Origin of the sequence: Streptomyces sp. MB09-02B (assembly GCF_033794485.1) — a bacterium.
Lineage (GTDB): Bacteria > Actinomycetota > Actinomycetes > Streptomycetales > Streptomycetaceae > Streptomyces.
Genome location: NZ_JARGEE010000060.1, coordinates 1 through 22189 on the forward strand (window position 1 = coordinate 1; position 22189 = coordinate 22189).

A 22189-nucleotide genomic window follows, 5' to 3' on the forward strand; every position below is an offset into this window, starting at 1 on the left:
CATCAACTCCCCCCGCACCGTGGCGATCCCGCCCGGCGGCGGCTCCTCGCGCCCCATGGCGATCCGCCCGGCCCGGGCCCCCGCGTCCGACAGCGGCAGCCGTACCGTCGTCAGGGCAGGCACCGCGTCGATGCTGAAGGGCAGGTCGTCGAACCCGGCCACGGACACGTCGTCCGGGATGCGCAGCCCGGAGTCCCGGAGCGCCGCGCAAGCGCCCAGCGCCACCGTGTCGTTGGCGGCGACGACGGCCGTCAGCGAGGGGTCCCGGCGCAGCAGCTCCAGCGTCGCCTCGTACCCGGAGAGCCGGTCGTAGCGGCCGTACACGGTCCGTCTGGGGTCGTCCTCGATCCCGGCCGCCGCCAGTGCCGCCCGGTGCCCCTCCAGCCGGTGGCGGGTCGTCGTCCGCTCCTCCGGCCCGGCGATGTACCCGAGCCGTCGGTGCCCCAGCCCGATCAGGTGCTCGGTCAGCACCTGACCGCCGCCCCGGTTGTCGAAGGTGATCGCGATGGCCTCCGGTGTGGGCGGTCGCCCGCACAGCACCACCCGCGTCCCGGCCTCCGCCAGCTTCCGCAGCTTGTTGCCGACGGCGGCCAGGTGCGCCGGGTCCTCGATGGCCCCACCGGTCAGCACCACGGCCGCGGCCCGCTGCCGCTGGAGCAGCGTGAGATACGTCAGCTCGCGCTCCGGGGAGCCGCCTGTGTTGCACACCACACCCAGCCGCTCCCCGCCCGCGCGCCCGCCGGGCCCGCCGATCTCGGACTGGATGGCCGCGGCCATGATCCCGAAGAAAGGGTCGGCGATGTCGTTCACCAGGATGCCGACCAGGTCGGAGGTGGCGGCGGCGAGCGCGCTCGCGGGACCGTTGAGGACGTAGTCCAGGTCGTCGACGGCCTTCAGCACCCGCTCGCGCGTGGACGCGGCCACCGGATAGTTCCCGTTGAGCACCCGGGAGACGGTTGCGGGCGACACCTGAGCACGGGCCGCCACGTCCGCCAGGGTCACAGTCATCGTTTTCTCGTCCTCCGGGTGCGCGTCACGTTCGGGCTGTCGGGGAACCATACGACCGCGATCGCCGTTCGCCCCCTCGAACAACTCGACCCCCTCGCGGTCTTGTCCAGACCGCTGCTCAGAGGCTAGCTTCTTATCGAATAGAAAGCGCTTGCTGTGACGCTCACCCTTTCGTCGGGCGTACGCGGCGCCCGACGCGTACGCACACACGAACGCACACCAACGAAAGGAACCGGCCGTGACGCGCAAAACCGTACGGATCGCCATGAACGGCGTGACGGGCCGCATGGGCTACCGCCAGCACCTCGTCCGCTCGATCCTCGCCATCCGCGAGCAGGGCGGCCTCGACCTCGGCGACGGCACCGTGCTGTGGCCGGAGCCGATCCTCGTCGGCCGCCGCGAGCACGCGCTCAAGGCGCTCGCCGAGCAGCACGGTCTGGACCCGGCGAACGTCTCCACCGACGTCGACGCCGTCCTCGCGGACCCGACCGTCGAGATCTACTTCGACGCCCAGGTCACCTCGGCCCGTGAGGAGGCGATCAAGAAGGCGATCGCCGCCGGCAAGCACATCTACACCGAGAAGCCGACCGCCACCGGCCTCGACGGCGCCCTGGAGCTGGCCCGCCTCGCGAACGCCGCCGGCATCAAGCACGGCGTCGTCCAGGACAAGCTGTTCCTCCCGGGCCTGCTGAAGCTCAAGCGCCTCATCGACGGCGGCTTCTTCGGCCGGATCCTCTCCGTCCGGGGCGAGTTCGGCTACTGGGTCTTCGAGGGCGACTGGCAGGAGGCCCAGCGCCCCTCCTGGAACTACCGCGCGGAGGACGGCGGCGGCATCGTCGTCGACATGTTCCCGCACTGGGAGTACGTGCTGCACGAGCTGTTCGGCCGCGTGAAGTCCGTCCAGGCGCTCACCGCCACGCACATCCCGCAGCGCTGGGACGAGCAGGACAAGCCGTACGACGCCACGGCCGACGACGCCGCGTACGGCATCTTCGAGCTGGACGGCGGCGCGATCGCCCAGATCAACTCCTCCTGGACCGTCCGCGTCAACCGCGACGAGCTGGTGGAGTTCCAGGTCGACGGCACCGAGGGCTCCGCGGTGGCCGGCCTGCGCAACTGCCGCGTCCAGCACCGCTCCGCCACGCCCAAGCCGGTGTGGAACCCCGACATCCCCGCCACCTACTCCTTCCGCGACCAGTGGCAGGAGGTGCCCGACAACGCCGAGTTCGACAACGGCTTCAAGGCGCAGTGGGAGCTGTTCTTCAAGCACGTCTACGCCGACGCGCCCTACCACTGGGACCTGCTGGCCGGCGCCCGCGGCGTCCAGCTTGCCGAACTGGGCCTGAAGTCCTCCGCCGAGGGCGTCCGTCTCGACGTGCCGGAGATCCAGCTGTGACGATCCAACTCCCGGACGGGAACGGCGGGTTCAAGGCCTACGTCCCCCGTACCGAACCCCTGGCGGTGTCCCCGGGCACCCCCCTCACCTCCCGTACGGTCTTCTCGGCGGCGCACGTCGTCGCCGACCCGTTCGCGGACGTGTCCCCGGACTCGCCCGCGGCCGTCGACTGGGACGCCACGCTCGCCTTCCGCCGCCACCTGTGGTCGCACGGCCTGGGTGTCGCCGAGGCGATGGACACCGCGCAGCGCGGCATGGGCCTCGACTGGGCGGGCGCGGCGGAGCTGATCCGCCGCAGCGCGGCCGAGGCGAAGGCGGTCGGCGGCCGGATCGCCTGCGGCGTCGGCACCGACCAGCTCACGGGCCCCGCCTCTCTGCCGGAGATCCGCAAGGCGTACGAGGAGCAGCTGGCGCTCGTCGAGGAGTCGGGCGCCCAGGCGATCCTGATGGCCTCGCGCGCGCTGGCGGCGGCGGCCTCGGGCCCCGAGGACTACCTGGAGGTCTACGGCCACCTGCTCCGCCAGGCCGCCGAGCCGGTCGTCCTGCACTGGCTCGGCCCCATGTTCGACCCGGCGCTGGAGGGCTACTGGGGCTCGTCGGACCTGGACACGGCCACGGAGACCTTCCTCGCCGTGATCGCCGCCCACCCCGACAAGGTCGACGGCATCAAGGTCTCCCTGCTGGACGCCCAGCGCGAGATCGACATCCGCCGCCGGCTCCCGCAGGGCGTGCGCTGCTACACCGGCGACGACTTCAACTACCCCGAGCTGATCGCGGGCGACGAGAAGGGCTTCAGCCACGCGCTGCTCGGCATCTTCGACCCGCTCGGCCCGCTGGCGGCTCAGGCGGTGCGCGTCCTGGACACGGGTGACGTGAAGGGCTTCCGGGAGCTCCTGGACCCGACCGTCGAGCTGTCCCGCCACCTCTTCCAGACCCCGACCCGCTTCTACAAGACGGGCGTGGTCTTCCTGGCGTGGCTGGCCGGCCACCAGTCGCACTTCACCATGGTCGGCGGCCTCCAGTCGGCCCGCTCCCTCCCGCACTTCGCGCGGGCGTACGAACTGGCCGACGGCCTGGGCCTGTTCCCGGACCCGGCGCTGGCCGAGGCCCGGATGAAGAACCTGCTCTCCCTGTACGGGGTGGCCCAGTGAGCACCGGCAGCGGCCTTGAGCGCTTCAGCATCAACCAGATGACGGTCAAGCAGCTGTCGATTCCCGAACTGGTCGACGGCTGCAAGGAGTTGGGCATCCCCGGGGTGGGCCTGTGGCGTGAGCCGGTGGCCGAGTACGGCCTGGAGGCGACGGCCAAGCTGGTCCGCGACGCGGGCCTCGCGGTCACCACGCTCTGCCGGGGCGGCTTCTTCACGGCGATCGACCCGGCCGAGCGGGCGGCGGCCCTGGCCGACAACCGCAAGGCGATCGACGAGGCGGCGACGCTCGGCACGGACACGCTGGTCCTGGTCTCCGGCGGCCTCCCGTCCGGCTCGAAGGACCTGCACGGCGCGCGCGAGCGCATCGCGGACGCCCTGTCGGAACTGGGCCCGTACGCCGCCTCGAACGGCGTCCGTCTCGCGATCGAACCCCTCCACCCCATGTTCGCCTCGGACCGCTGCGTGGTGTCGACGCTCTCCCAGGCGCTGGACATCGCGGAACGCTTCCCGGCGGACCAGGTGGGCGTGACGGTCGACACGTACCACATCTGGTGGGACGACACGGCCCCGGCGGCGATCGCCCGCGCGGGTGCCTCCGGCCGCATCCACACCTTCCAACTCGCCGACTGGATCACCCCGTTGCCCCAGGGTGTCCTGACGGGCCGGGGCCAGATCGGCGACGGCGCGATCGACATGCGCGAGTGGAAGTCCTACGTGGAGGCGGCGGGTTACACGGGCCCCATCGAGGTCGAACTCTTCAACGACGACCTGTGGGCGGGCGACGGCCGCGAACTGCTCACGCAGACGGCCCGACGCTTCGTGGAGCACGCGGCGTAGTGCTCCGGCGGCGAACCGGGCGAGAGGTCGACGCCCGGTTCACCGCCGACGCCGCCGACCGCGCAGTCGGACGGCAAGATGCTGGGCCGGTTCACCGCCGAAGCCCAGCACGTGGACATCCTGACCAGGCGCCGTCATGAGCTGGACGCCGATCGCTGCGGCCGGACTTCAGCAGAAACCTCGAGTGCCATCACCTCCGTCACTCGGTCATGGGTGTACGGGGTGTCTCGACTGGATTGCGAGGGCCGTGACTCCCGGGCGGAGTGATGATGCGTACCAAAGCCACGCGGCGGCCCGGGTTCCGCAGGGCGCGGACGCCGGTGCCGCGGAGCCAGAACGCGGCATCGCGTTCGAGGACCGGCCCCGGCTCGCCATCGCGCAGCTCCAGCTGCACCCGGCCACGGGTGACGAGGCAGAACACGTCGTGCCACTCCGCCGCGATCACGGCGACACGCGCGCCGCCGCGCAGCGCGAGCGTCCGCACCGGGACTACTCGGTTCCGTCGGCCGGCAGGTGCGCCGGCAGCCCGAGTTGCGGGAACCGGTCGTCGTGGAACGTGACGATCTCGGTGATCGCCCCGCCGGTGACGCGCAGGACGTCGATGGTCAGCGGCAGGTACGCGCCCTCCTGCTGCTGCCAGAGGTAGAAGGCGAGGGCGGGCTGCCGGTTCACGGTGGTCTGGACGGCGCGCAGGCCCTTCATGCCCTCGAAGCCGCTCTCGACCATGTAGTTCACCACCGTGTCGCGGCCGACATACAGCCCCGGCGTGGGCGGCATCGAGAAACGGACGTCGTCGCGCAGCATCGAGGCGAGCGCCTTGACGTCCGTGGCCACGCTGGCCTCGGTGTAGCGGCGCACCAGCTCACGCGTCCTGGCATCCTCCTCGCCGCCGGTCCAGTCCTGCCGCTCGGCGGGCAGGTGCTCCCGCATGCCGGCGCGGGCCCGCTGCAGGGCGCTGTTCACGGAGTTGACGGAGTCCCCGAGGATCTCCGCAACGTCCTTCGCCGGCCAGCCGAGCACATCCCGCAGGATCAACACGGCCCGCGGGCGCGGCGCGAGGTGCTGGACTGCGACCAGGTAGGCCAGTTCGATCGTCTCCCGCGCGACGGCGACGGCCTCCGGCTCGTCCGCGTCGCCCGCGGGCAACTCGTCGAGCAGCCGGTCCGGGTAGGGCTGTAGCCACAGCACCTCACCGCCGGTAGCAGGCTCAGGGCGGCGCTTGGCGAGCAGATCCAGGCAGACGTTGGTGGCGATCCGGTACAACCAGGCCCGGAACGTCGACCGTCCCTCGAAGGTCTCCCGCCGCCGCCAGGCACGCATGAACGTCTCCTGCACGGTGTCCTCGGCGTCCTCGAACGACCCGAGCATCCGGTAGCAGTGCACGTGCAGCTCCCGCCGGTGCCGCTCCGCAAGTTCCGAGAACGCCGGCTCGTCGACCTCGCCCAGACCGCTCACGCCCATCTCCTCCAGCCGCGTGTCCGCACCCATCACGTCATCCTTCCGTCGCATCGTGTCCCTACGCAGATATGACGGGGGCGGGCGCGAAAACTCATCACCAGGGTCGATCGCCACACCGGAGGGCCTGCCGGGCGTCGGCGCGGGTCGCCCAGGGGCTGGCCTGTCCTTGCCGGGGGTCAGGAGCCGGATGTCGGCTCTGGCGGTCCCATGGGAGCCGCCGCGTGCAGGCAGTACTTCAACCGTCGTAGGTAGTCCTCGAAGGGCTCGTCGGCACCCCACGTCTCGTAGGCGGTGCTCTGCGCGGCGAATGCCAGGTTCAGCTTGAGAGCCACATTCATGGTGTCGCCTTCGGAGGTGCGCGACGCCGTCCATTCACGCAGGTCGGTGAGGAACTGCTCACCCACGACGTCCCAACTCGACTGCGCGAGGGCGGGGGAGCGGTCCTTCAGTCGCCGTTGCAACGGGACGCGGTCGCTGAGGAGTTCGTTGAATCCGACCAGGATCGCCGTCAGTGAGTCCCACAAGGGCTCGTCGTCCGGCCGGGCGGCCATGATCGCGCGCCACTGCTCCCGCTGCTCGGGGTCCTGGTCGAAGACGACGGCTTCCTTGCTGGCGAAGTAATTGAAGAAGGTGCTGCGGGAGACGTCTGCGGCGGCGGCGATCTCCTCGACGCTGACGGCTTCGAACCCGCGCTCCTCGAAAAGCCGCAGCGCGGCGCTCCGGATGGCGCGCCAGGCTGCCAGCTTCTTCCGTTCACGCAGGCTCATGGCTCATCCTCCCGGATCGATCATACAGACATGGACGCCGTTCATATTTGCACGCAGTTCAAGTTTCTGTATCGTGACGCCAACCGGTCGGAGACCCGATCACCCACACCGTGAAAGCGAGCACACGATGATGAGTCCTGACGAAGTCGTACGTTCCCTCGCCGACAGCTGGAACGACCCCAGCCGCGATCCTGACGCCGTCAGCAAGCACTTCGCCGAAGACGCCAGCTACCACAACATCCCCGTGGAGCCCATCCTCGGCCGCGCCGCCATCCACGACTCCTGCGTGGACGGCTTCAAGCAGTTCGACCGAATCCACTGGGACGTCAAGCACCAGGTCGCCTCCGGCAACGTGGTCATGAACGAGCGCGTCGACACCCTGCAATCAGGGGAACGCGTGATCGTGATCAGGGTCATGGGCGTCTTCGAGGTCAACGACGGCCTCATCACCGAATGGCGCGACTATTTCGACATGGCAGAGGCCGGCCCCGCCTTCGGCCAGTAGCGACGGGCGGGCGACGGAACGCGGGGGCGTACCTCATGGCCCAGGCCATGAGGTACGCCTGCGCTGCGGGCCTCCGCTGATGTCCGGTGCCGGGCGTATACGTCGCGTATACTCGCCGCATGTCCGACGTCATGATCCGCGTGCCCGCCGAAGTCCGTGACCAGCTCGCCGCCGTGGCCGAGGCCCGGGGGACGAGCCTTCGTGCCCTCATGCAGGACATAGCCGCCTCGACACTGACTCCCGAGCAGATCAAGGAACGTGCCGATCGCACGCGGGCCGTGCTCGCCGAACGCTTCGGACACGACGTGTCCGACGAGGAGTCCGCCGAGATGCGCCGCAAGATGCGGGAGGCCACGGCTGCCCACAGGGCCGCCCTCGCGCAGGTGGAGTCGTCTCGTTGAGCCAGACCGAGCATTACGTTCTTGACGCGCCCACCCTCGTGGCACTGGGGGGCGACAAACAGGTCTCCGGCCTCGTCCATGCCGCGGCGGCGAGTGATGACGTTCGCCTGTGGGTGCCCGTCCTGTGCCTCCTGGAAGCCGAGCGCCGTCGTGCGGGCATGGTCGACCACGTCGGTGTCCTGGTTGACGTGTTGTCCATCGTCGACGACGACTACGCCATGGCCGTGACAGTCGCCGAACTGGGGCGATCGGGAATCGCCCAGGACGCCTCGGCCGCCGTCCACGCCGCGAGGCCCAACCAGACACTTCCGACAGGGGCGTTGATCGCCACGGTGGAACCCGGTGTGTACGACGGCCTCGGAGTTGGGGTCATGGACCTGAGACGCTGACCGGGCCCCGGTAGCGGGGAGAGTTTGACGCCCGGTCGGACTTGCCGGACCTTGACCTGATTGCCGCAGAGCGGCTTGAGATCGTCGAGGTCGGAGGTCAGGACGGTCACGGGGGCTGTGCCGCGCGGGCGGTGGCGGCGACGATCGCGTCCAGGGCGTACTTGTGCCCGCCGGTCCTGCCGCTGTCCTTCATCCGTGCGACGGCCTCTCTGACGTCCCGCTCACGGGTGGCGGCGAGCCGTGCAGTCATTATCCGGTCGGCCCGCAGACACAGGGGCAAGCCGCACCGCCGGGAACCCAGGTCCCGCTCACACCGCCGCCCGGTCGCCCTGGCCTTCGCCGGACATCTCGCGCTCGGCCGCGTCGATCTCCTCCTGGGTGAGGGGGCCGTGCATCTCCTCGTTCGCGGCGATGAGTTCGTCGAGCTGGTCCCGCTCGATCTGCCGGTGCTCACGGACCCAGTCTCGCAAGACTTCTACGAGAACGAGCCGCCGTCACAGGGGAGGTCACGAGTGCCTACCAGAGGGGGATCATGACGGCTATGGTCACCACGATGCCGAGGACCATGACCGTGTAGTGCCTGGCCTTGAGCTTCTCGACGGGGCGACCCAGTCGGACCCGCTCGTCCTGGCGTTTGGACCATCCGATGAAGCTGACGTGCATGAGGGCGAAGTAGATTGCTGCGCCGATGAACACCAGCAGGGCGGTGCGGAGGTCCCCGTCCTCGCCCTCAGACCCCTCGGACCCCAGGGCCTCCAGGGCTGCGTAGGCCGCGAGGACCAGGACGAGCAGGACCGCCTCCCACTTGCCCCTCCGCGTATCGGGGAACAGGGACGCGAACACCACCGCCAGGGCGACGCCGGCCACGGCGGCGGCGATCCACAGAGTCACCACGATCAATGCCTCCTACAGAAAGCCGGCCATGAGTGCCACGACCGTGGTGAAGGCGAGAAAGAAGACCACCGTCTGCCTGGTGGTCAAGCTTTCCCACGCCCCACCCGAACGGGCCAGCTCCTGTTGGCGTCTGATGTAACCGGCGAAGACGACCCGCATGAGCGCGAGTCCGAGCGCGAGGGCGGTGAACAGCATTAGGGAGACGGGATCCCCGTCGGCCTCCTCGGCCGGAACCATCAGTCCCACGAAGACGGCCGCAGCGAGGACGGGCAGGACCGCCTTCCACCTGTCCTTCCACGCGGGGATCAAGGACGCCAGCGCCACGGCCACGGCGACGCCGGCCACGGCGGCGGCGATCCACCACTCGGTACGGGAGAAATGAGACGTGAGCATGGGCTCCTCGCCGATGACGGTCGGATGTCTCGCTGGGTCGTGATGGGGCGCGCTGCCCCAGGTGCGGCCCCTGGAGCCGCCGCGGTCCGAGTGGATCACGCCCGCTCCGTGGGCGTCACTACCTGTGCGTCCACGACTTCGTTGCGACCGGTCTACCCCGTCTCCCGCGTGGCCCCTGCCCCCGCCCGCGCCCGGTACTCCGTCGGAGACACCCCGTACGCCCCCCGGAACGCCCGCGTGAAGTCGGAGGCGCGGGGCAGGCCCCAGCGGGTGGCGATCGTGTGGATCGGGGTGGTGGTGAGAGCCGGGTTCGCCAGGTCGCGGCGGGCGCCCTCCAGGCGCTGGGCGCGGATCCAGGCCGCGACCGTCTCGCCGGGGGTGTCCTCCTGGAACAGCCGGTGCAGATAGCTCAGCGAGATGTGATGCGCCGCCGCTATCACCGGCGGCGTCAGCTCCGGGTCGTGCAGGTTCTGCTGGATGAACGCCCGTATCCGCGTCGTCAGCGCCCGCTCGCGCGTCTCCGCCGGTAACGCGTCCTCCGCCTCCAGCACGTGGGCGAACCAGGCGGACAGCAGGTCGATCAGGACGGTACCCAGCCGCGGCGCGTCGGACGGCTGGAGCGCGTCCGCCTGCTGCTCCAGGCCGGTGAGGAAGCCCGTCAGTAGAGCGCCCACCCCGTCGTGCGCCGACAGACGCCGCCCCAGCAGCTGACGGACTCGGGCGGGAGGCAGCGGCAGCAGCGCCTTGGGGAAGTCCACGCCGACGCCCCGGATCACCTGACGGCCCAGGCCGGCCGGCACGTGCACTTCGTACGGGCGTGACGTGTCGCTCACCCACAGGTCGCTCGGGCCGTACGCCTCGGCCCGCCCCACATGCTCGAACCCCAGCCCGCCGCCGAGCACCAACGACAGGTGGTACATCTCCGGGTCGGACTGCCGCACCAGTTTCTCGGTACGCCGGAACCCGGTCACCAGATGCGCCGTCGGCCACGCCAGCACCGGCCCCAGCTCCAACAGCCGCTGCCGCGCCCAGAAGTCGTCGGCGAACTCGCAGCTCATGTGACTGGGTGCGATCGCCCGGTGCATCAACTCCGCCCAGTAGTCGAACCGGTGCTCCGTGGGCACGTCATCGCTCCGGAACACGGTTCCGATCATGCCGGGTCACCCCTGGGTCAGCTCGTCGGTCCACTCGGTGAGCTTGTCGGTGCTCATTCACCGCATCCTGGCATATCGCCCCCCAGGAACCCCCGGTGCACCCTCTACGGTTTCCCGCATGACCGACGACAGCTTCTGGACCCTCCCGCCCGACCGCGTGGTGCGCGGATCCATGGGCCACTGCGACCTCACCGTCCTCCTCCCGCCGTTCGACGTCGACGCGGGCGCGCTCCCCGCCAACGACCCTTCCCGCGCCGCCGAGTTCGCCGCGTCCCTGGGTACCGTCGACGAGATCCTGGAGAGCCTCGGCCCCCGGCCCGTCCTCGACGTGCCGCCCTATACGGACACACGGTCCGACCTGGACATCGTGCACGCCGCCGCATGGGGCCATGTCCTCGGCTTCAGCGGCCCGGCGCTGGCCGACAACGGCAACGACACCCCCGTCCTGAGCGAGGCCCGCGTCCTGCGTGAGCGCTACCCCGACGCCCGTATCGTCGGCCGCGTCCATTTCCACGGCGGTGCAGACCACACCGAAGACCTCGTCTGGCTGCCGGACGGGGCCATGTTCCACGCCACCGGCTGGCCCGGGGACGACCCGTTCGAGGTGACGGGCGACCCGGCCGGGATCGCCGCCGCCCTCGGTGTCCCCGCCGAGACGCTGGAGGACCTCGGCCTGGACGAGGAGGACCCGGCCGACATCGAATGGTCCGGCTTCGCCGCCCTGGCCCTGGGCAAGGCCGACCCCTGGGGCAAGAAGCACCTGGACATCACGGCCTTCCGCGTACGGCACAGCGATTCCGCCACGTCCCGGATGGAAGAGCTGTACTTCCTCGGCGGCTAGAGGTTCGGGGTCCCGCAGGAGTCCGGTCCTGTGAGAGTTCTGTGTGGCGTCTGTGGTGCCCGGTGTAGCCGCTCGGCGCACCGGGCGGACGCCTCTGACGAGGCACCCCTTGCCGGACGACACCGTCCGCTGCAGTCAACTGCCCACTCTTCGCTCACAATTGATGCTCCGCTGACAACATCACCAACGCCGTCAACGCCAACAATCCCCTGATTAAACCGACTTCGGGGTCCTATGGTGAGCCCCGGCGCGTACACGTCACGGGGGCCTCACGCGCCACCCACACCCCCTCAGTGCCCCCCACAACGAGGGAAGACGTCATCTTCAATCGAGCGCTCCACATACCCACGCGGTGGCGGCTCACAGCACGCCTCACGGCCGCCGCGGGCCTGGCGGCCGCCGTCACCCTGACCGGCCTGCCCGGTATGCCCGTCGACACCGCCTCCGCCGGTCCGGCGGTGTCGGCCAGACTCAAGCCCGGCTTCGACAAGCGCGACCGCCGCTGCGACGTCCGCAACGGTCTGCCGGCCGCCACCAGGACTCCGGCGAACTCCGGGTTCCCCAACAGCCCGCTCGGCAACTTCCACAAGGCCGACGACCTTCCGAAGAACTACGAGTTCGACCTGCCCGGTCTGGCGTACGACGGGCTTCAGGCCCCCACGGCGGCCGAGGAGAAGAAGGCCCTCTCCCAGGTCCCGGGGGACACGGAGAAGAACGTCAATGCCTGGCGGAAGATCGCAGACGCCTCCGGCAAGCCCGCCGACCGGGCCATGGAGATCTACGCCCGCTGGCTGAACACCGGTAAGAAGAGACCCTTCAAGACGTGGTTCGACAAGGTCTACATCCGCAACCAGACCAACGTGAACAAGGGTGCCGGGTTCGAGCGTCAGCTCGTACGGGACTACAAGCTCGTCGGCCCCGACTGGTTGTGTGAGGTCTACGTCGAACTCTTCGACGCCGAGGGCAACAAGGTCGGCGAACGCCGCTACGACTCCTACAACAAGCGCACCAAGGAATTCAACGAGTTCAAGTCGAACTCCAAGCCGAGGGCCGACCAGCTCGCCAAGGACCGGGTCGTCGCCCGCTCCCTTACGGACCACACCTTCCGCTTCACCGGCGCGAAGAAGTTCACCACCGGCCAGCAGAAGCTGATCGACGACTTCAACCGCGAACTCGAACGAGAGCGTGGCAAGGCCAACCAGGTACGCGGCAACCAGCGCATCTACAACCCGGTCGGCAGGACCACTCCCATCAAGGGCTACTCGGACCACCAGCGTTGGTTCGCCCCCGGCTGCCAGACCGGCGGAGCGCAACCCCTGGCCGCCGCCGCCAACAACTGCGGTACCCGAGGCCCGGCCAACCAGCGGGCCCTGGACTCCGGACGCACACCCGCGGAGGCCAAGCAGATCCAGGCGGAGGCCCGCCGCCTCGACACCCGCGGCACCCTGCCCAGGGGCGGCCCCGGCGGCATCGACTTCACCAGCCTCGAACTGCGGTACGTAGGCGGCCTCGGCAAGGGCAAGGGCATGCAGTACAGCATGCGCGCCGACCAGATGCCCGACCCGGACACCAACCCCGGCTGGGGCGGCGAGGCCAAGATGCAGCTCGCCTCCGACGCGATGTTCACCTGGCTCGCGCTGACGCCGGACAAGTTCTGGGTCAACCTCAACCCGGACGAGCCCGACCGCGTCATGGACTCCAAGTTCGCCTCCACCGACGCCGGACGCATCCTGCTCGAAGCCGACCTCCAGATGAAGCACGACTTCTACAAGGCCATGGACCCCAAGACCGACCTCGGCAGGCGGTACTGGGCGGCCCTGCCCAAGCAGAACGGCAACCCGTGCATGCCGGGCCTGCGGAACTGGATCGAGCCCAAGCCCGCGCAGGTGCGCGAGCAGGACGGCGGCATCTACATCCTCGACGCCCCGCTGGCCCTGAAGTCGACCGCGCAGGAGACCGTCACCGAGGGCCCCGGCGAGCCGATCTGCGACCCGAACGACGCCGAGATCGCGGCCGCCCAGGCGGTCATCGACTCGATGATCGTCCCCGAGGTCGAGAAGCAGATCAACACGGCCCCGCAGTACGCCGACCTGCGCCGCGTCTACACCTCTCGGGTCGCCGCCGAGTACATCCGCCAGCAGGACGCGAAGAACCCGACCGACTTCCGGTCGATCATCAACAGCGACGACGTCAAGGCGTGGCCGCTGCGCGCGCCGAACCAGAACTGGGACAAGGACGAGCTGTTCCGCAAGTACCGGAAGATCTACACCGAGGGCGAGTTCACGTACGACGTCGACACCGCGCAGGGCGTACGGGTCTACATCGTCGGCGGCGTGGACTTCTCCAAGCAGCCCAAGCGGAACATCACCCGCACGCAGTTCAACGTCGAGAACCGGGACCTCGACAACACCACCGTCAACTCCCGCAAGTCCGACGACACGTCGTACCGGGACACCGACACGCTCTACTTCGGCGGCGGCAAGGTGACCGACTCCGGTGGCGGTGGCGGTGGCACGCCCAAGCCGCCGACGCCCACTCCGACGCCGTCGGACGGTACGGGCAAGCCCGACCCGACCCCGAGCGACAACCCCACGGACGGAGCGGACAAGCCCACCCCGGGTGCCCCCGGCGACCAGCCGAAGCCGCCGGGCGGCGACCTCGCCGACACCGGCTCGAACACCCCGGTGGGCCTTTTCGCCGCGCTCGCGGCAGCGCTGGCCGCCGTGGGCGGCGGACTGGTGTGGTGGATGCGCCGCCGCGGGATCAGCCTCGGGAGGCGTACGGGATGAAGTCGGCCCAGGCGCCGGAGGAAAGGACGAGCTGAGGCCCGTCCGCGTTCTTGGAATCGCGGACGTGGACGGCAGCAGAGGGGGCGGCGGCTACTTCGACACAGTCGCCGTCTCCGCTGCTGCTGTAGCTGGACTTGAACCAAGCCAGGTCGTCGGCGCTCATAGATCCCCTCGCATCCGCTGCAACAGGCTCACAGAGTCCGGGATGGTGAAAGCCTGTGAACGCATCCTGGCATATCGGCTCTGGAGGACGCTGATCTCTTTCGCGTCGGAAACGAGCAGGCCACCGCGCTGTCCCTCGCAGTAGGCGAACCAGCGGTTTTCCGGGGTTTCGAGCAACTGGATGGGCCCCGCCAGCCCGGCGTGCGACTCCTGTACCAGAGGCATGATCTGGATTTCGACGTTGCGCAACTGGACGATCTCCAGCAAGTGATCGAGGAGTTCACGCGTGACTCCCGTGCCACCCGTGTGCCGAAGGAACAGCTGCTCCTCCAGGATGAAGCTGTACGCCGTGTTGGGCCGTTCTCGCAACAGGCGTTGGCGCTCGGCCCGAGCGGCCCAGTGCTCCTCGATCTGGGCGTCGTCCAGCAGCGGCAGCCGATCGCTGAACAGCGCCCTCGCGTACGCCTCCGTCTGCAACAGGCCCGGCACCATCCGGCACTCATACGTGTAGAGGGTGATCGCCGTCGCCTCCAGCCCCGCCCACTTCCTGAACCAAGCCGCCAACCCCGGCTGCCTCCCCAGATGCTGAGCCGCCCTGATCAGCGCACCGGTATTCCCCAGCGCCCGATCCACCCCCTCCACGAACGCCGCGTCCGGCATCCGCCTCCCCAGCTCCACCGAGGCCACCATGTGCTTGGAGTAACCGATGGCCTCGGCCAACTCCTCCCGGCTGAGCCCCGCGTGCTCGCGCAACGCCTGGACCATCGCCCCGAACGTCCGCAGGCTGTCGGACGACTCCGGCTCGCCGCCCCCGCCGATCCCCACCACGCCGCCGCTGTCGGCCACCACCGGCCACCTCCCGCGCACCCGCCCACCGAACCACACCGTTCAACGCCCATGGTTACGCCACGTCACCAGTACCGTCCAGTGCGTCACCGCGTACGCTCGCGCAGCGTACGCGGCGCGGAGCTGGCCAACGGGCGTCGTCGCAGTTCACATTGGCGACATGACCGCACCGCCCGCCGCTCGACAGCTCGCCACCGTGCACGCGTTCACCCAGCGGTTCAGCTCGACACCGCTGGGGGCCCGCCTGGCGAGACAGCTCGCCCTCATCCAACTGCACACGTGGGGCATCCCGCACGGCTCCGACGCCTTCGACAGGGCGGCGGTCGTGGTCGCGGAGCTGGCGGCCAACGCGGTGACGCACGGCCGGGTCCCGGGCCGGGACTTCGAGTTGCGCCTCTCGCTCCCCACCGGCTCCCTCCGTATCGAGGTCACCGACACCCGCGCAGAACGGCTGCCGCCGGGCCCGGGTGGCGTGGGCCCGGCCCGGCCGCTTGACGAACGCGGCCGTGGCCTTGCCCTCGTGGAGGCTGTGGTCGACCGCTGGGAGGTGCTGCATCGGAACCCGCCCGGCAAGACCGTACTGGCTGAAATCGATCTGCCTCGCTGGCTGTCCGTGGTCAGGCGCATCCAGGGATGAGTCGGGTCAGCGACTCTGGCAGTTCAGCAGTACGGAGGGCGACGCGTCGGGGAATGGGTCTGTCACGCACACCGCCGGCAGAACTACGTCGCCCGGCGAAGGCCGCCCCGGTGCTATTGAAGTCTCCTTCCGAGGGATACCCGACCCAGCACGCCCAGTCCTCCAGCGAAACAGAGCCCGGCCAATGCGACACCGACCAGGTCTCCTGGCGCGAGCCCGAGGACGGCCCACGTGCGCGGGGTGCGGTAGGCGTCGTAGCCGACGAGGGTGACCATCACGACCCATCCGGCGGCTGCCAGCATTCCTACGCCACTGCCCCAGAGCGCACGGACACAGAGCGTCAGTCCGATGAGGAACAGTGTGTTGCGTCCGGACGCCAAAGCCACCGGCGCATCTCGAAGTGCAGCCGCCAGGGCGCTGGCACCGACCGCGGTGGCCCCGGTGACCGCGGTCAGGTGCCGGTCGTAGGTGGCGATGTGTCGAGCCGCGGTGATCTCCGCAGCCTGTGCGCCGCCGTCGAGAGACAGCAGCAGTCCCGCACAGACCGCGAGCGGGACGAACAGCAGTAGCGGAACCGTGGTGGTCCCGGTACCGCTCAACGAAGGCAGCCCTACAAGACGCCCGCCGACTGCTGTGCAAAGCGCTGTGAACACCAGGAGTCCAACCGCCAGGGCGAGGGGGCGGCGAGCCTTCACCCACAAGGTCATCGGACGATCGCCTGCGTTTCCGGCGAAGGCTCACAGTGCTTCAGTAGGCTCAGGTTCCGCTGATACCAGTCCAGTTGCTTCTGTGACGACAGAGAACGGACCTTGGCCAGCGCGGGGACCGCGTCAGGGCCGTAGTGCTCGGTGACCACGTCGTCGGGCACGCCACCCGTCAGCAGGAGCCAGACCCGAAGGGGTCGAGGATCACCCACGTAGGCGTCCGTGTGGGCCAGGCAGTCCGGAAGGTCGGGCAGGGCGGCCTCGGCGATTTCGGCCTGGGCGTCGTCCTCCGTCAGATACGGATTCACATAGACACGCCATGTGCCCGGAGTCGCGCGCTCCGCAGTCGAGGCGCTACTCAGCCGCTCCGGGACGGAGATGCCCGCATCGGCGAGCCGGGGAAGCACTGCCGTCGATGCCTCTGCCAACTCAGGCACCACGGACGCGAGTTCTCTCGGGACGCAGATCTCGGGCTTCTGTCCGGCACATGCGGGCTTGTCCGTGCGGGCCAGGGCCGGCGCGGACGGCCCCCAGTCGGCGACCAGATGGTGACTGATGAATCCTCCGAGCCCGACGCAGAGCACACCGGAAAGCGCTGCGACGACTCGGGCTCTTCCGTTGGTGACGGCAACGAGGAGCCCTGCGGCCGCGACTCCCGCAGCGAGAATGAGCGGAGCGATGACCGAGTCCGGATTGATCCGGTCGGTCACCGGCAGGCCGGTCTCCAGATGACCGGTGAGGTGTCGCACCCACATCGTGTCGAAGGTGGGCGGCAGCGTCATCCACAGGTAGTCCAGCACCAGAATCAGTGCCGGAGCCAGCAGTCTTGGCAGCATGCTTCCCACGGCGAAGCCGAGCAGCATGTGCGCGATGAGGACACCTGTGATCATCCCGATCACTGGCACCGAGGGCCAGTCGAGGGCCGATCCCATGGAGACGCGTACGACGAGAAACGACCAGACCACCGCAGCCAGCCCCAAGAGGGCGACCGGAGCCAGGGCTTGTGCGATCACCGCAGTCTGTGCTCGGGCAGCCCCCAGCTGGGCCACTCTTGCCCGCTTCAGCCGTCCCGCTTCCCACGCGGCGCACCCCGCGCAAACCGGTGCGATGGCGAACAGGCAGTATGCCGGAATGGAACTCGCGGACTCCCAGTAGGCCGGGACGACTCGCATGCCCAGATCATCCGACATGTACCAGACAAGCAGGAACAGTGGCCCGGCGGCCCAAGGCGCAGACGATGAGCGCAGCATGGTCTTCATCAGCATGCGGGGACTCCACCCACGACGGCGTCGTACGCGCTCTCAGCCCTGCGGCCGGGCGCCGCGTCGGCCGAGGCGTGTGCCAGGAACTGCTCGACGGGTCCGCAGAACCGGATCACTCCCGTGTTCAGAACCACGACGTGGTCGTAGATCTCATCGAGATCCGCGACATCATGGGTGGACAGCACCACAGACACGTCCTGTGGCAGCCCGCCGAGCACCTCATGGAAGACCCGGCGCTGTCGAGGATCCATACCGGCCGTCGGCTCGTCGAGCAGGAGTACCTCCGCACCATGCACGAGTGACTGTGCCACTCCGACCCGGCGCATCTGCCCGCCGGACAGTTCGGATACCTTCCGGTCCTGATGGTCCTGCATCTCGACCCGGCGTAGCGCTTCAACTGCGCGACCCCATGCCCCGGAGCGCGACAGCCCCTTGAGCCAACCGACGTAGGCCACCTGCTCGCGCGCGGTCAACCCGGGTACGCAGTCGATCTGTTGCGGCATCCAGGCGACCTTCTGGCGGTACGCCTTGAGATCTCTACCGTGCCGCGGCACGAGATCTCCGAGACGCACCGCACCCGATCTGGGTCGCAAGGCCGTTGCGGCAAGACCAAGAACAGTGCTCTTACCCGCACCGTTGGGGCCGAGGAACACGGTCCGCCCCATGGGAAAGTCGAAGCTGAGGTCCTTGAGTACCGTCCTGTTCCGACGGTACGCGAAGCTGCACCCCTCAAAGCGGACCGACGCTGCGCTCATAGTGTGTTTCCTTGCAGGGGAGTTGAGGGAGGGGACGGGCCCCGGTGACGTCCACTCGGGGCCCGCCGCACATGCTTGATCAGTACCAGACGTCAACGTCCCTGACGTTCAGACGGCCCTGGTAGTCGACTCCGTCGATCTTGATGATCGCGAAGCGATACTCGTCGCCACCGCCACGTTGCTCTCCCCAATTCCCCCTGGAGACATGGTTGCTGCTGTTGAAGCACGCGGTGAAGGTCTTGCGTCCACGGTTCTCGTCCGGCAGTGGACCAGTCTTGTACTTGGTGAGCTGCACCTCGGTGCTGTTGCTCGCGCCCAGTGTCGAGCAGCCGGTGAATTGGATCACGGTGTCGGCGTCATAGTCGTTGTGCTTGGTCCACCAGCGGGACTGGAACCCCGGGGCGGCACCGCCGATGCTGCTGTCGAAGTAGCCTTCCGCGAGGGCTGTCGGCGCCATGGTGAGCACCAGTGATGCCACGCACGACGTGACTACGGCAGCCTTCTGTATTCTGCTTGCTGAACGCACAGGCTCACTCCCGGTGAGGCAGAACGTGTTCACGGGAGGACCTAGGACCCCCCGTAGGTGCCCCCGGGTCCGTTCCCGAATGGCACCAATTCCCCCCATTGGTCCAGATGGGAGGAAAAGTCGTCGTGTACAGCGGAGTCCACGCTGTACACGACGATCTTTGGTTGATCCTAGGTAGCAAGTGTTTTCGAGTTCAAGCTCTTTCGCGTTGTCAGTCCCGCCCCTGTGAAGCGTTTGTGCCTGAATAGTCCGGCGCGCCCGCTTCCCGTCTCGGCGTGCAGGATCTCCGCGAGGAAGCCCCAGCGTTGACCAACTCCTGCTCGCCCGGCGAGTTTCGGGGGTTCGGCGGTGCTGTCGGTCGTTGAGCATGCTCTATCAAGAACTGACCGCTATTTCGTCACGGTCAGCAAGTCCCGCTGATCCTCCGGCAGTTCGACCTTGTCCGCGTACAGCAGCGCGTGCCCCGGGTCGAAGACCAGCGCCACCTCGCCCGCCAGGCCGCCGTTGCCGCTGAGTACCTGCACCACCTGGTCGCCGAGGCGGACGTCGTACTCGTAGCGGGAGCCGACGTAGGAGCTGCTGATGACCTGGGTGTCGAGGCGGTTCACGCCCGCCGGGGTGTCCGTCGAGGCCACGACCTCCAGGCGCTCGGGGCGGACCGCGACCGTGACGGAGTCGCCCGTCGGGACGCGCCGGTCGCTGTCGACCCGGACGACCTCACCGCTGGCGTCGAGGAGCACGGTGTGCCGGGTGCCGTCGACGCTCACCACCTTGCCGGTGAGGAAGTTGCAGCGGCCGACGAACGCGGCGACGGCGGGCGCGGCCGGCTTCTCGTAGATCTCGTGCGGTGTGCCGATCTGGATCATGTTGCCGCCCTCCATCACGGCGATCCGGTCGCTGAGCGCGAGTGCCTCGTCCTGGTCGTGGGTGACGTAGACGGTGGTGATGCCCAGCTCCTCCTGGAGCCGCTTCAGCCAGGCGCGGGCCTGTTCGCGCAGCTTGGCGTCCAGGTTGGAGAGGGGCTCGTCGAGGAGGAGGACCGTCGGGGAGTACACCAACGCCCGGGCCAGCGCGACGCGTTGCTGCTGGCCGCCGGAGAGCTGGTGGGGGTAGCGGCCGCTGAGCGCGGCGAGGCCCACCTTGTCCAGGGCGTCGTGGATCAGCGTCTTCTGCTTGTCCTTGGGGACCTTGCGGATGTTGAGGGGGAGGGCCAGGTTCTTCGCGATGGTCATGTGCGGCCACAGCGCGTACGACTGGAAGACCATGCCGAGGTTGCGCTCCTCGGGAGGGAGGAAGACCCCCGCTCCGGCGTCCACGAACGGCCGGCCGCCGACCGCGATCGAGCCCTCCGTCGGCTGCTCCAGACCCGCGATGCAGTTCAGCGTCGTCGACTTGCCGCAGCCGCTCGCGCCGAGCAGCGTGAAGAACTCGCCGTCCTTGATGGTGAAGGTGACGTCCCGCAGGACGGAGTTGTCGCCGAAGGTCTTGGCGAGGTTCTTGACGGTCACCTCAGGCATGGTGCTTTCCCTTCATGAGCAGTCCAGCGAGTGCGACGAAGACCGCGGTGATGCCGATCTGGAGGGTGGCCAGCGCGGCGACGGATCCGGCCCTGCCCTGCGTCCAGAGACTGAGCATGGTGGTGCCGAGGATGTTGTTGTCGGCCGAGGAGAGGAAGACGGCCGGGGAGTACTCCTTGAGCATGATCACGAAGGTGAGGATCAGCGCTCCCGCGAACGCCGGTGTGATCAGGGCCCGCAGGACACGGAAGAAGGTCATCAGCCAGTCGGCGCCGGAGACGCGGGCCGCGTTGTCCAGCTCGCCGCCGATCTGCATGATCGCCGGGGCGACCGAGCCGAACGCGCTGGGCAGGGCCCGCATGCCGAAGGCGATGATGACGGCGTAGATCGTGCCCTGGAGCACCGAGCCCATCCCGAACGGGGCGAGCGCGAAGGCCCAGAAGAAGCCGATACCGATGATGATGCCGGGGAGGGACTGCGGGATCAGGGCCAGGTACTCCACCGCCCGGCCGAAGCGGAACGTCGATCGCCGGGCCACCATCACCGCGAACACGGCGAGCGCGGACACCACCACCGAGCCGACCCCGGCCACGATCATGCTGTTGTAGAGCGACTGCACGTAGTTGTCGGAGTCGAAGACGATCTCGTAGTTCTTCGTCGTGACCGTCCGGAACGGCGACTGCAGCGGCGTGAAGACGAGCGTGAACGACCGCATCACCAGGCCGGCGATCGGGATCAGGGCGCCCACAATCACGTAGAACCAGATGCACGCGATGCTGACCCACTTCAGCCAGCCCAGGTCCAGCTTGCGCGGCCGGGTGACCTTGCCGCGCACGGACACGAACCGCGCCGCGTCCTTCAGCAGCTTCGCCTGCACGGCGACCAGGCTCAGGGTGACCACCAGGATGACCGTGGAGGCCGCGCCCAGCATCGTGTAGTCGGGGTCCACCGACTGAAGTCCGTTGTGGTAGAGGAACGTTGAGAAGACGTCGATGCTGACCGGCTGGCCGTAGAGCAGCGGCACGCTCAGCGTCTCGATGGAGACGGAGAAGACGAGGATCGCCGAGTAGACGATCGGGGGCCGCAGCAGCGGCACGATCACCTGGGCGAGGATCCGGAAGGGACCGGCCCCGCAGACCTGCGCAGCCGATTCGAGTGAGGCGTCGGACTGCCTGAGCGCGTTGGCGCAGAAGACGTACGCGATCGGGGCGAGCGCCACGGCCTCCGTGAGCGCCATGCCGGGGATCGAGTACAGGTTCCACGGCACCGAGCCGAAGAGCTGCTGCACCTTGACGCTGACGAACCCCGCCGGGCCGTACATGATGATCCAGCCGAAGCCCAGGATCAGCGACGAGATGAAGAACGGCCATTGCATGGCGAGGGCGATCAGTCGTCCGCCCGGCAGCTTCGTGCGGACCACCACGATCGCCATGGGAATGGCGATCGCCAGGCTGAGGACCGTAGTCAGCGAGGCGAACAGCAGGGTGTTCAGGGCGACTTCACCGAAGCCGGCCTTGGTGAAGAGGTCGGTGTAGCCGCTGAGGGTGAACGCCCCGCCCGCCTCGTAGAGCGGGCGGTTGCGGATGCTCTGGTAGAGGGTCGGGACGATCGGGGCCAGCACCAGCACGGCGAGGAACGCCAGGACCGCGTACTGGACGGCCGTGTCCCGTCCGATGCCGAAGGGGCGGCGGTAGCGCGGTGGCCGGAACGTCTCCGCGGGTGTCTCGTCCGCCGGTGTGCGGGGTGGCTGGGTGAGGGTTGACATCTGAGCTGACTCCGATCGTCCTTGAAAGCTGCC

Annotated in this window: 26 protein-coding genes; 9 read left to right on the forward strand and 17 right to left on the reverse strand. The window is 68.8% G+C overall.

The window, feature by feature from the left end:
- Positions 1-1008, reverse strand: a 1008-nt coding sequence (locus P1P70_RS11720) for a LacI family DNA-binding transcriptional regulator (RefSeq protein ID WP_319236752.1), incomplete at its 3' end; no start/stop codon positions are given.
- A 238-nt stretch (positions 1009-1246) separates the two neighbouring features.
- On the opposite strand from P1P70_RS11720, the gene P1P70_RS11725 reads away from it, so the two are divergent.
- From P1P70_RS11725 to P1P70_RS11735, 3 genes are read left to right on the forward strand one after another with little or no spacing between them, the layout of a single operon-like run.
- Positions 1247-2404: a Gfo/Idh/MocA family oxidoreductase gene (locus tag P1P70_RS11725; RefSeq protein ID WP_319099337.1), complete on the forward strand. Its 1158-nt coding sequence runs from the start codon at positions 1247-1249 to the stop codon at positions 2402-2404.
- Positions 2401-3555 (forward strand): dihydrodipicolinate synthase family protein, encoded by a 1155-nt coding sequence (locus P1P70_RS11730; protein WP_319236753.1) that lies wholly within the window; start codon positions 2401-2403, stop codon positions 3553-3555. Before P1P70_RS11725 ends, P1P70_RS11730 begins: the two co-directional genes overlap by 4 nt.
- Positions 3556-3593: 38 nt before the next feature.
- Positions 3594-4391, forward strand: coding sequence for a sugar phosphate isomerase/epimerase family protein (locus P1P70_RS11735; RefSeq protein ID WP_413471456.1), 798 nt, complete (start codon positions 3594-3596; stop codon positions 4389-4391).
- A 199-nt stretch (positions 4392-4590) separates the two neighbouring features.
- Here the strand turns inward: P1P70_RS11735 and P1P70_RS11740 are convergent, their stop codons facing one another.
- The 3 genes from P1P70_RS11740 to P1P70_RS11750 all read right to left on the reverse strand — a co-directional run bounded on the left by P1P70_RS11740 (position 4591) and on the right by P1P70_RS11750 (position 6616).
- Positions 4591-4875: a hypothetical protein gene (locus tag P1P70_RS11740; RefSeq protein ID WP_319236755.1), complete on the reverse strand. Its 285-nt coding sequence runs from the start codon at positions 4873-4875 to the stop codon at positions 4591-4593.
- A 5-nt stretch (positions 4876-4880) separates the two neighbouring features.
- Positions 4881-5879 carry an RNA polymerase subunit sigma-70 gene (locus tag P1P70_RS11745; RefSeq protein ID WP_319236756.1) on the reverse strand — a complete coding sequence of 333 codons (999 nt, stop codon included), beginning with the start codon at positions 5877-5879 and terminating at the stop codon, positions 4881-4883.
- 146 nt (positions 5880-6025) lie between these two features.
- The gene (locus tag P1P70_RS11750) at positions 6026-6616 is read right to left on the reverse strand and encodes a TetR family transcriptional regulator (protein ID WP_319099342.1); all 591 of its coding nucleotides are present in this window, start codon (positions 6614-6616) and stop codon (positions 6026-6028) included.
- 127 nt (positions 6617-6743) lie between these two features.
- Here P1P70_RS11750 and P1P70_RS11755 point away from each other — a divergent pair, with 127 nt between their 5' ends.
- The 3 genes from P1P70_RS11755 (at position 6744) to P1P70_RS11765 (ending at position 7911) form a co-directional block, all read left to right on the forward strand.
- Positions 6744-7121: a limonene-1,2-epoxide hydrolase family protein gene (locus tag P1P70_RS11755; RefSeq protein ID WP_319236757.1), complete on the forward strand. Its 378-nt coding sequence runs from the start codon at positions 6744-6746 to the stop codon at positions 7119-7121.
- Positions 7122-7240: 119 nt separating this feature from the next.
- Complete coding sequence (locus P1P70_RS11760) at positions 7241-7522, forward strand: Arc family DNA-binding protein (protein WP_086799644.1); 282 nt, start codon at positions 7241-7243, stop codon at positions 7520-7522.
- Complete coding sequence (locus P1P70_RS11765) at positions 7519-7911, forward strand: hypothetical protein (RefSeq protein ID WP_319099346.1); 393 nt, start codon at positions 7519-7521, stop codon at positions 7909-7911. Before P1P70_RS11760 ends, P1P70_RS11765 begins: the two co-directional genes overlap by 4 nt.
- Positions 7912-8017: 106 nt before the next feature.
- Here the strand turns inward: P1P70_RS11765 and P1P70_RS11770 are convergent, their stop codons facing one another.
- The 5 genes from P1P70_RS11770 to P1P70_RS11790 form a co-directional block, all read right to left on the reverse strand.
- Positions 8018-8161: a hypothetical protein gene (locus tag P1P70_RS11770; protein ID WP_319236758.1), complete on the reverse strand. Its 144-nt coding sequence runs from the start codon at positions 8159-8161 to the stop codon at positions 8018-8020.
- A 58-nt stretch (positions 8162-8219) separates the two neighbouring features.
- The gene (locus tag P1P70_RS11775) at positions 8220-8381 is read right to left on the reverse strand and encodes a hypothetical protein (protein WP_319236759.1); all 162 of its coding nucleotides are present in this window, start codon (positions 8379-8381) and stop codon (positions 8220-8222) included.
- A gap of 46 nt (positions 8382-8427) precedes the next feature.
- Positions 8428-8805, reverse strand: coding sequence for a hypothetical protein (locus tag P1P70_RS11780; protein ID WP_319236760.1), 378 nt, complete (start codon positions 8803-8805; stop codon positions 8428-8430).
- Positions 8806-8817: 12 nt separating this feature from the next.
- Positions 8818-9198, reverse strand: coding sequence for a hypothetical protein (locus tag P1P70_RS11785; protein WP_319236761.1), 381 nt, complete (start codon positions 9196-9198; stop codon positions 8818-8820).
- 152 nt (positions 9199-9350) lie between these two features.
- The gene (locus P1P70_RS11790) at positions 9351-10352 is read right to left on the reverse strand and encodes a helix-turn-helix domain-containing protein (protein ID WP_319236762.1); all 1002 of its coding nucleotides are present in this window, start codon (positions 10350-10352) and stop codon (positions 9351-9353) included.
- Positions 10353-10470: 118 nt separating this feature from the next.
- Between P1P70_RS11790 and P1P70_RS11795 the strand changes: the two genes are divergently transcribed.
- On the forward strand, positions 10471-11193 hold the full coding sequence (locus P1P70_RS11795) for a DUF6333 family protein (protein ID WP_319236763.1): 723 nt from the start codon (positions 10471-10473) through the stop codon (positions 11191-11193).
- A 293-nt stretch (positions 11194-11486) separates the two neighbouring features.
- On the forward strand, positions 11487-13982 hold the full coding sequence (locus tag P1P70_RS11800) for a hypothetical protein (RefSeq protein WP_319236764.1): 2496 nt from the start codon (positions 11487-11489) through the stop codon (positions 13980-13982).
- Here P1P70_RS11800 and P1P70_RS11805 read toward each other — a convergent pair.
- Both P1P70_RS11805 and P1P70_RS11810 read right to left on the reverse strand, forming a co-directional pair.
- Entirely contained in the window at positions 13957-14145 is a 189-nt protein-coding gene (locus P1P70_RS11805; RefSeq protein ID WP_319236765.1) for a DUF397 domain-containing protein, read from the reverse strand. The genes P1P70_RS11800 and P1P70_RS11805 overlap by 26 nt on opposite strands.
- Positions 14142-14993 (reverse strand): helix-turn-helix transcriptional regulator, encoded by an 852-nt coding sequence (locus tag P1P70_RS11810; protein ID WP_319236766.1) that lies wholly within the window; start codon positions 14991-14993, stop codon positions 14142-14144. Before P1P70_RS11810 ends, P1P70_RS11805 begins: the two co-directional genes overlap by 4 nt.
- A gap of 157 nt (positions 14994-15150) precedes the next feature.
- On the opposite strand from P1P70_RS11810, the gene P1P70_RS11815 reads away from it, so the two are divergent.
- Entirely contained in the window at positions 15151-15627 is a 477-nt protein-coding gene (locus tag P1P70_RS11815; protein WP_319236767.1) for an ATP-binding protein, read from the forward strand.
- Positions 15628-15740: 113 nt separating this feature from the next.
- Here P1P70_RS11815 and P1P70_RS11820 read toward each other — a convergent pair whose 3' ends face one another.
- From P1P70_RS11820 to P1P70_RS11845, 6 genes are all read right to left on the reverse strand, one after another.
- Complete coding sequence (locus P1P70_RS11820) at positions 15741-16226, reverse strand: hypothetical protein (protein WP_319236768.1); 486 nt, start codon at positions 16224-16226, stop codon at positions 15741-15743.
- A gap of 104 nt (positions 16227-16330) precedes the next feature.
- Positions 16331-17596, reverse strand: a complete 1266-nt coding sequence (locus P1P70_RS11825) for a hypothetical protein (protein WP_319236769.1) — start codon at positions 17594-17596, stop codon at positions 16331-16333.
- Positions 17590-18348 (reverse strand): ABC transporter ATP-binding protein, encoded by a 759-nt coding sequence (locus tag P1P70_RS11830; protein ID WP_319236770.1) that lies wholly within the window; start codon positions 18346-18348, stop codon positions 17590-17592. The genes P1P70_RS11825 and P1P70_RS11830 overlap by 7 nt, the downstream gene beginning before the upstream one ends.
- A gap of 79 nt (positions 18349-18427) precedes the next feature.
- Positions 18428-18826: a hypothetical protein gene (locus P1P70_RS11835; protein WP_319236771.1), complete on the reverse strand. Its 399-nt coding sequence runs from the start codon at positions 18824-18826 to the stop codon at positions 18428-18430.
- A gap of 437 nt (positions 18827-19263) precedes the next feature.
- Positions 19264-20391, reverse strand: coding sequence for an ABC transporter ATP-binding protein (locus P1P70_RS11840; protein WP_319236772.1), 1128 nt, complete (start codon positions 20389-20391; stop codon positions 19264-19266).
- A complete protein-coding gene (locus tag P1P70_RS11845) occupies positions 20384-22156 on the reverse strand; it encodes an iron ABC transporter permease (protein WP_319236773.1) in 1773 nt (590 codons plus the stop codon). The genes P1P70_RS11840 and P1P70_RS11845 overlap by 8 nt, the downstream gene beginning before the upstream one ends.
- Between the last annotated feature and the right edge of the window lie 33 nt (positions 22157-22189).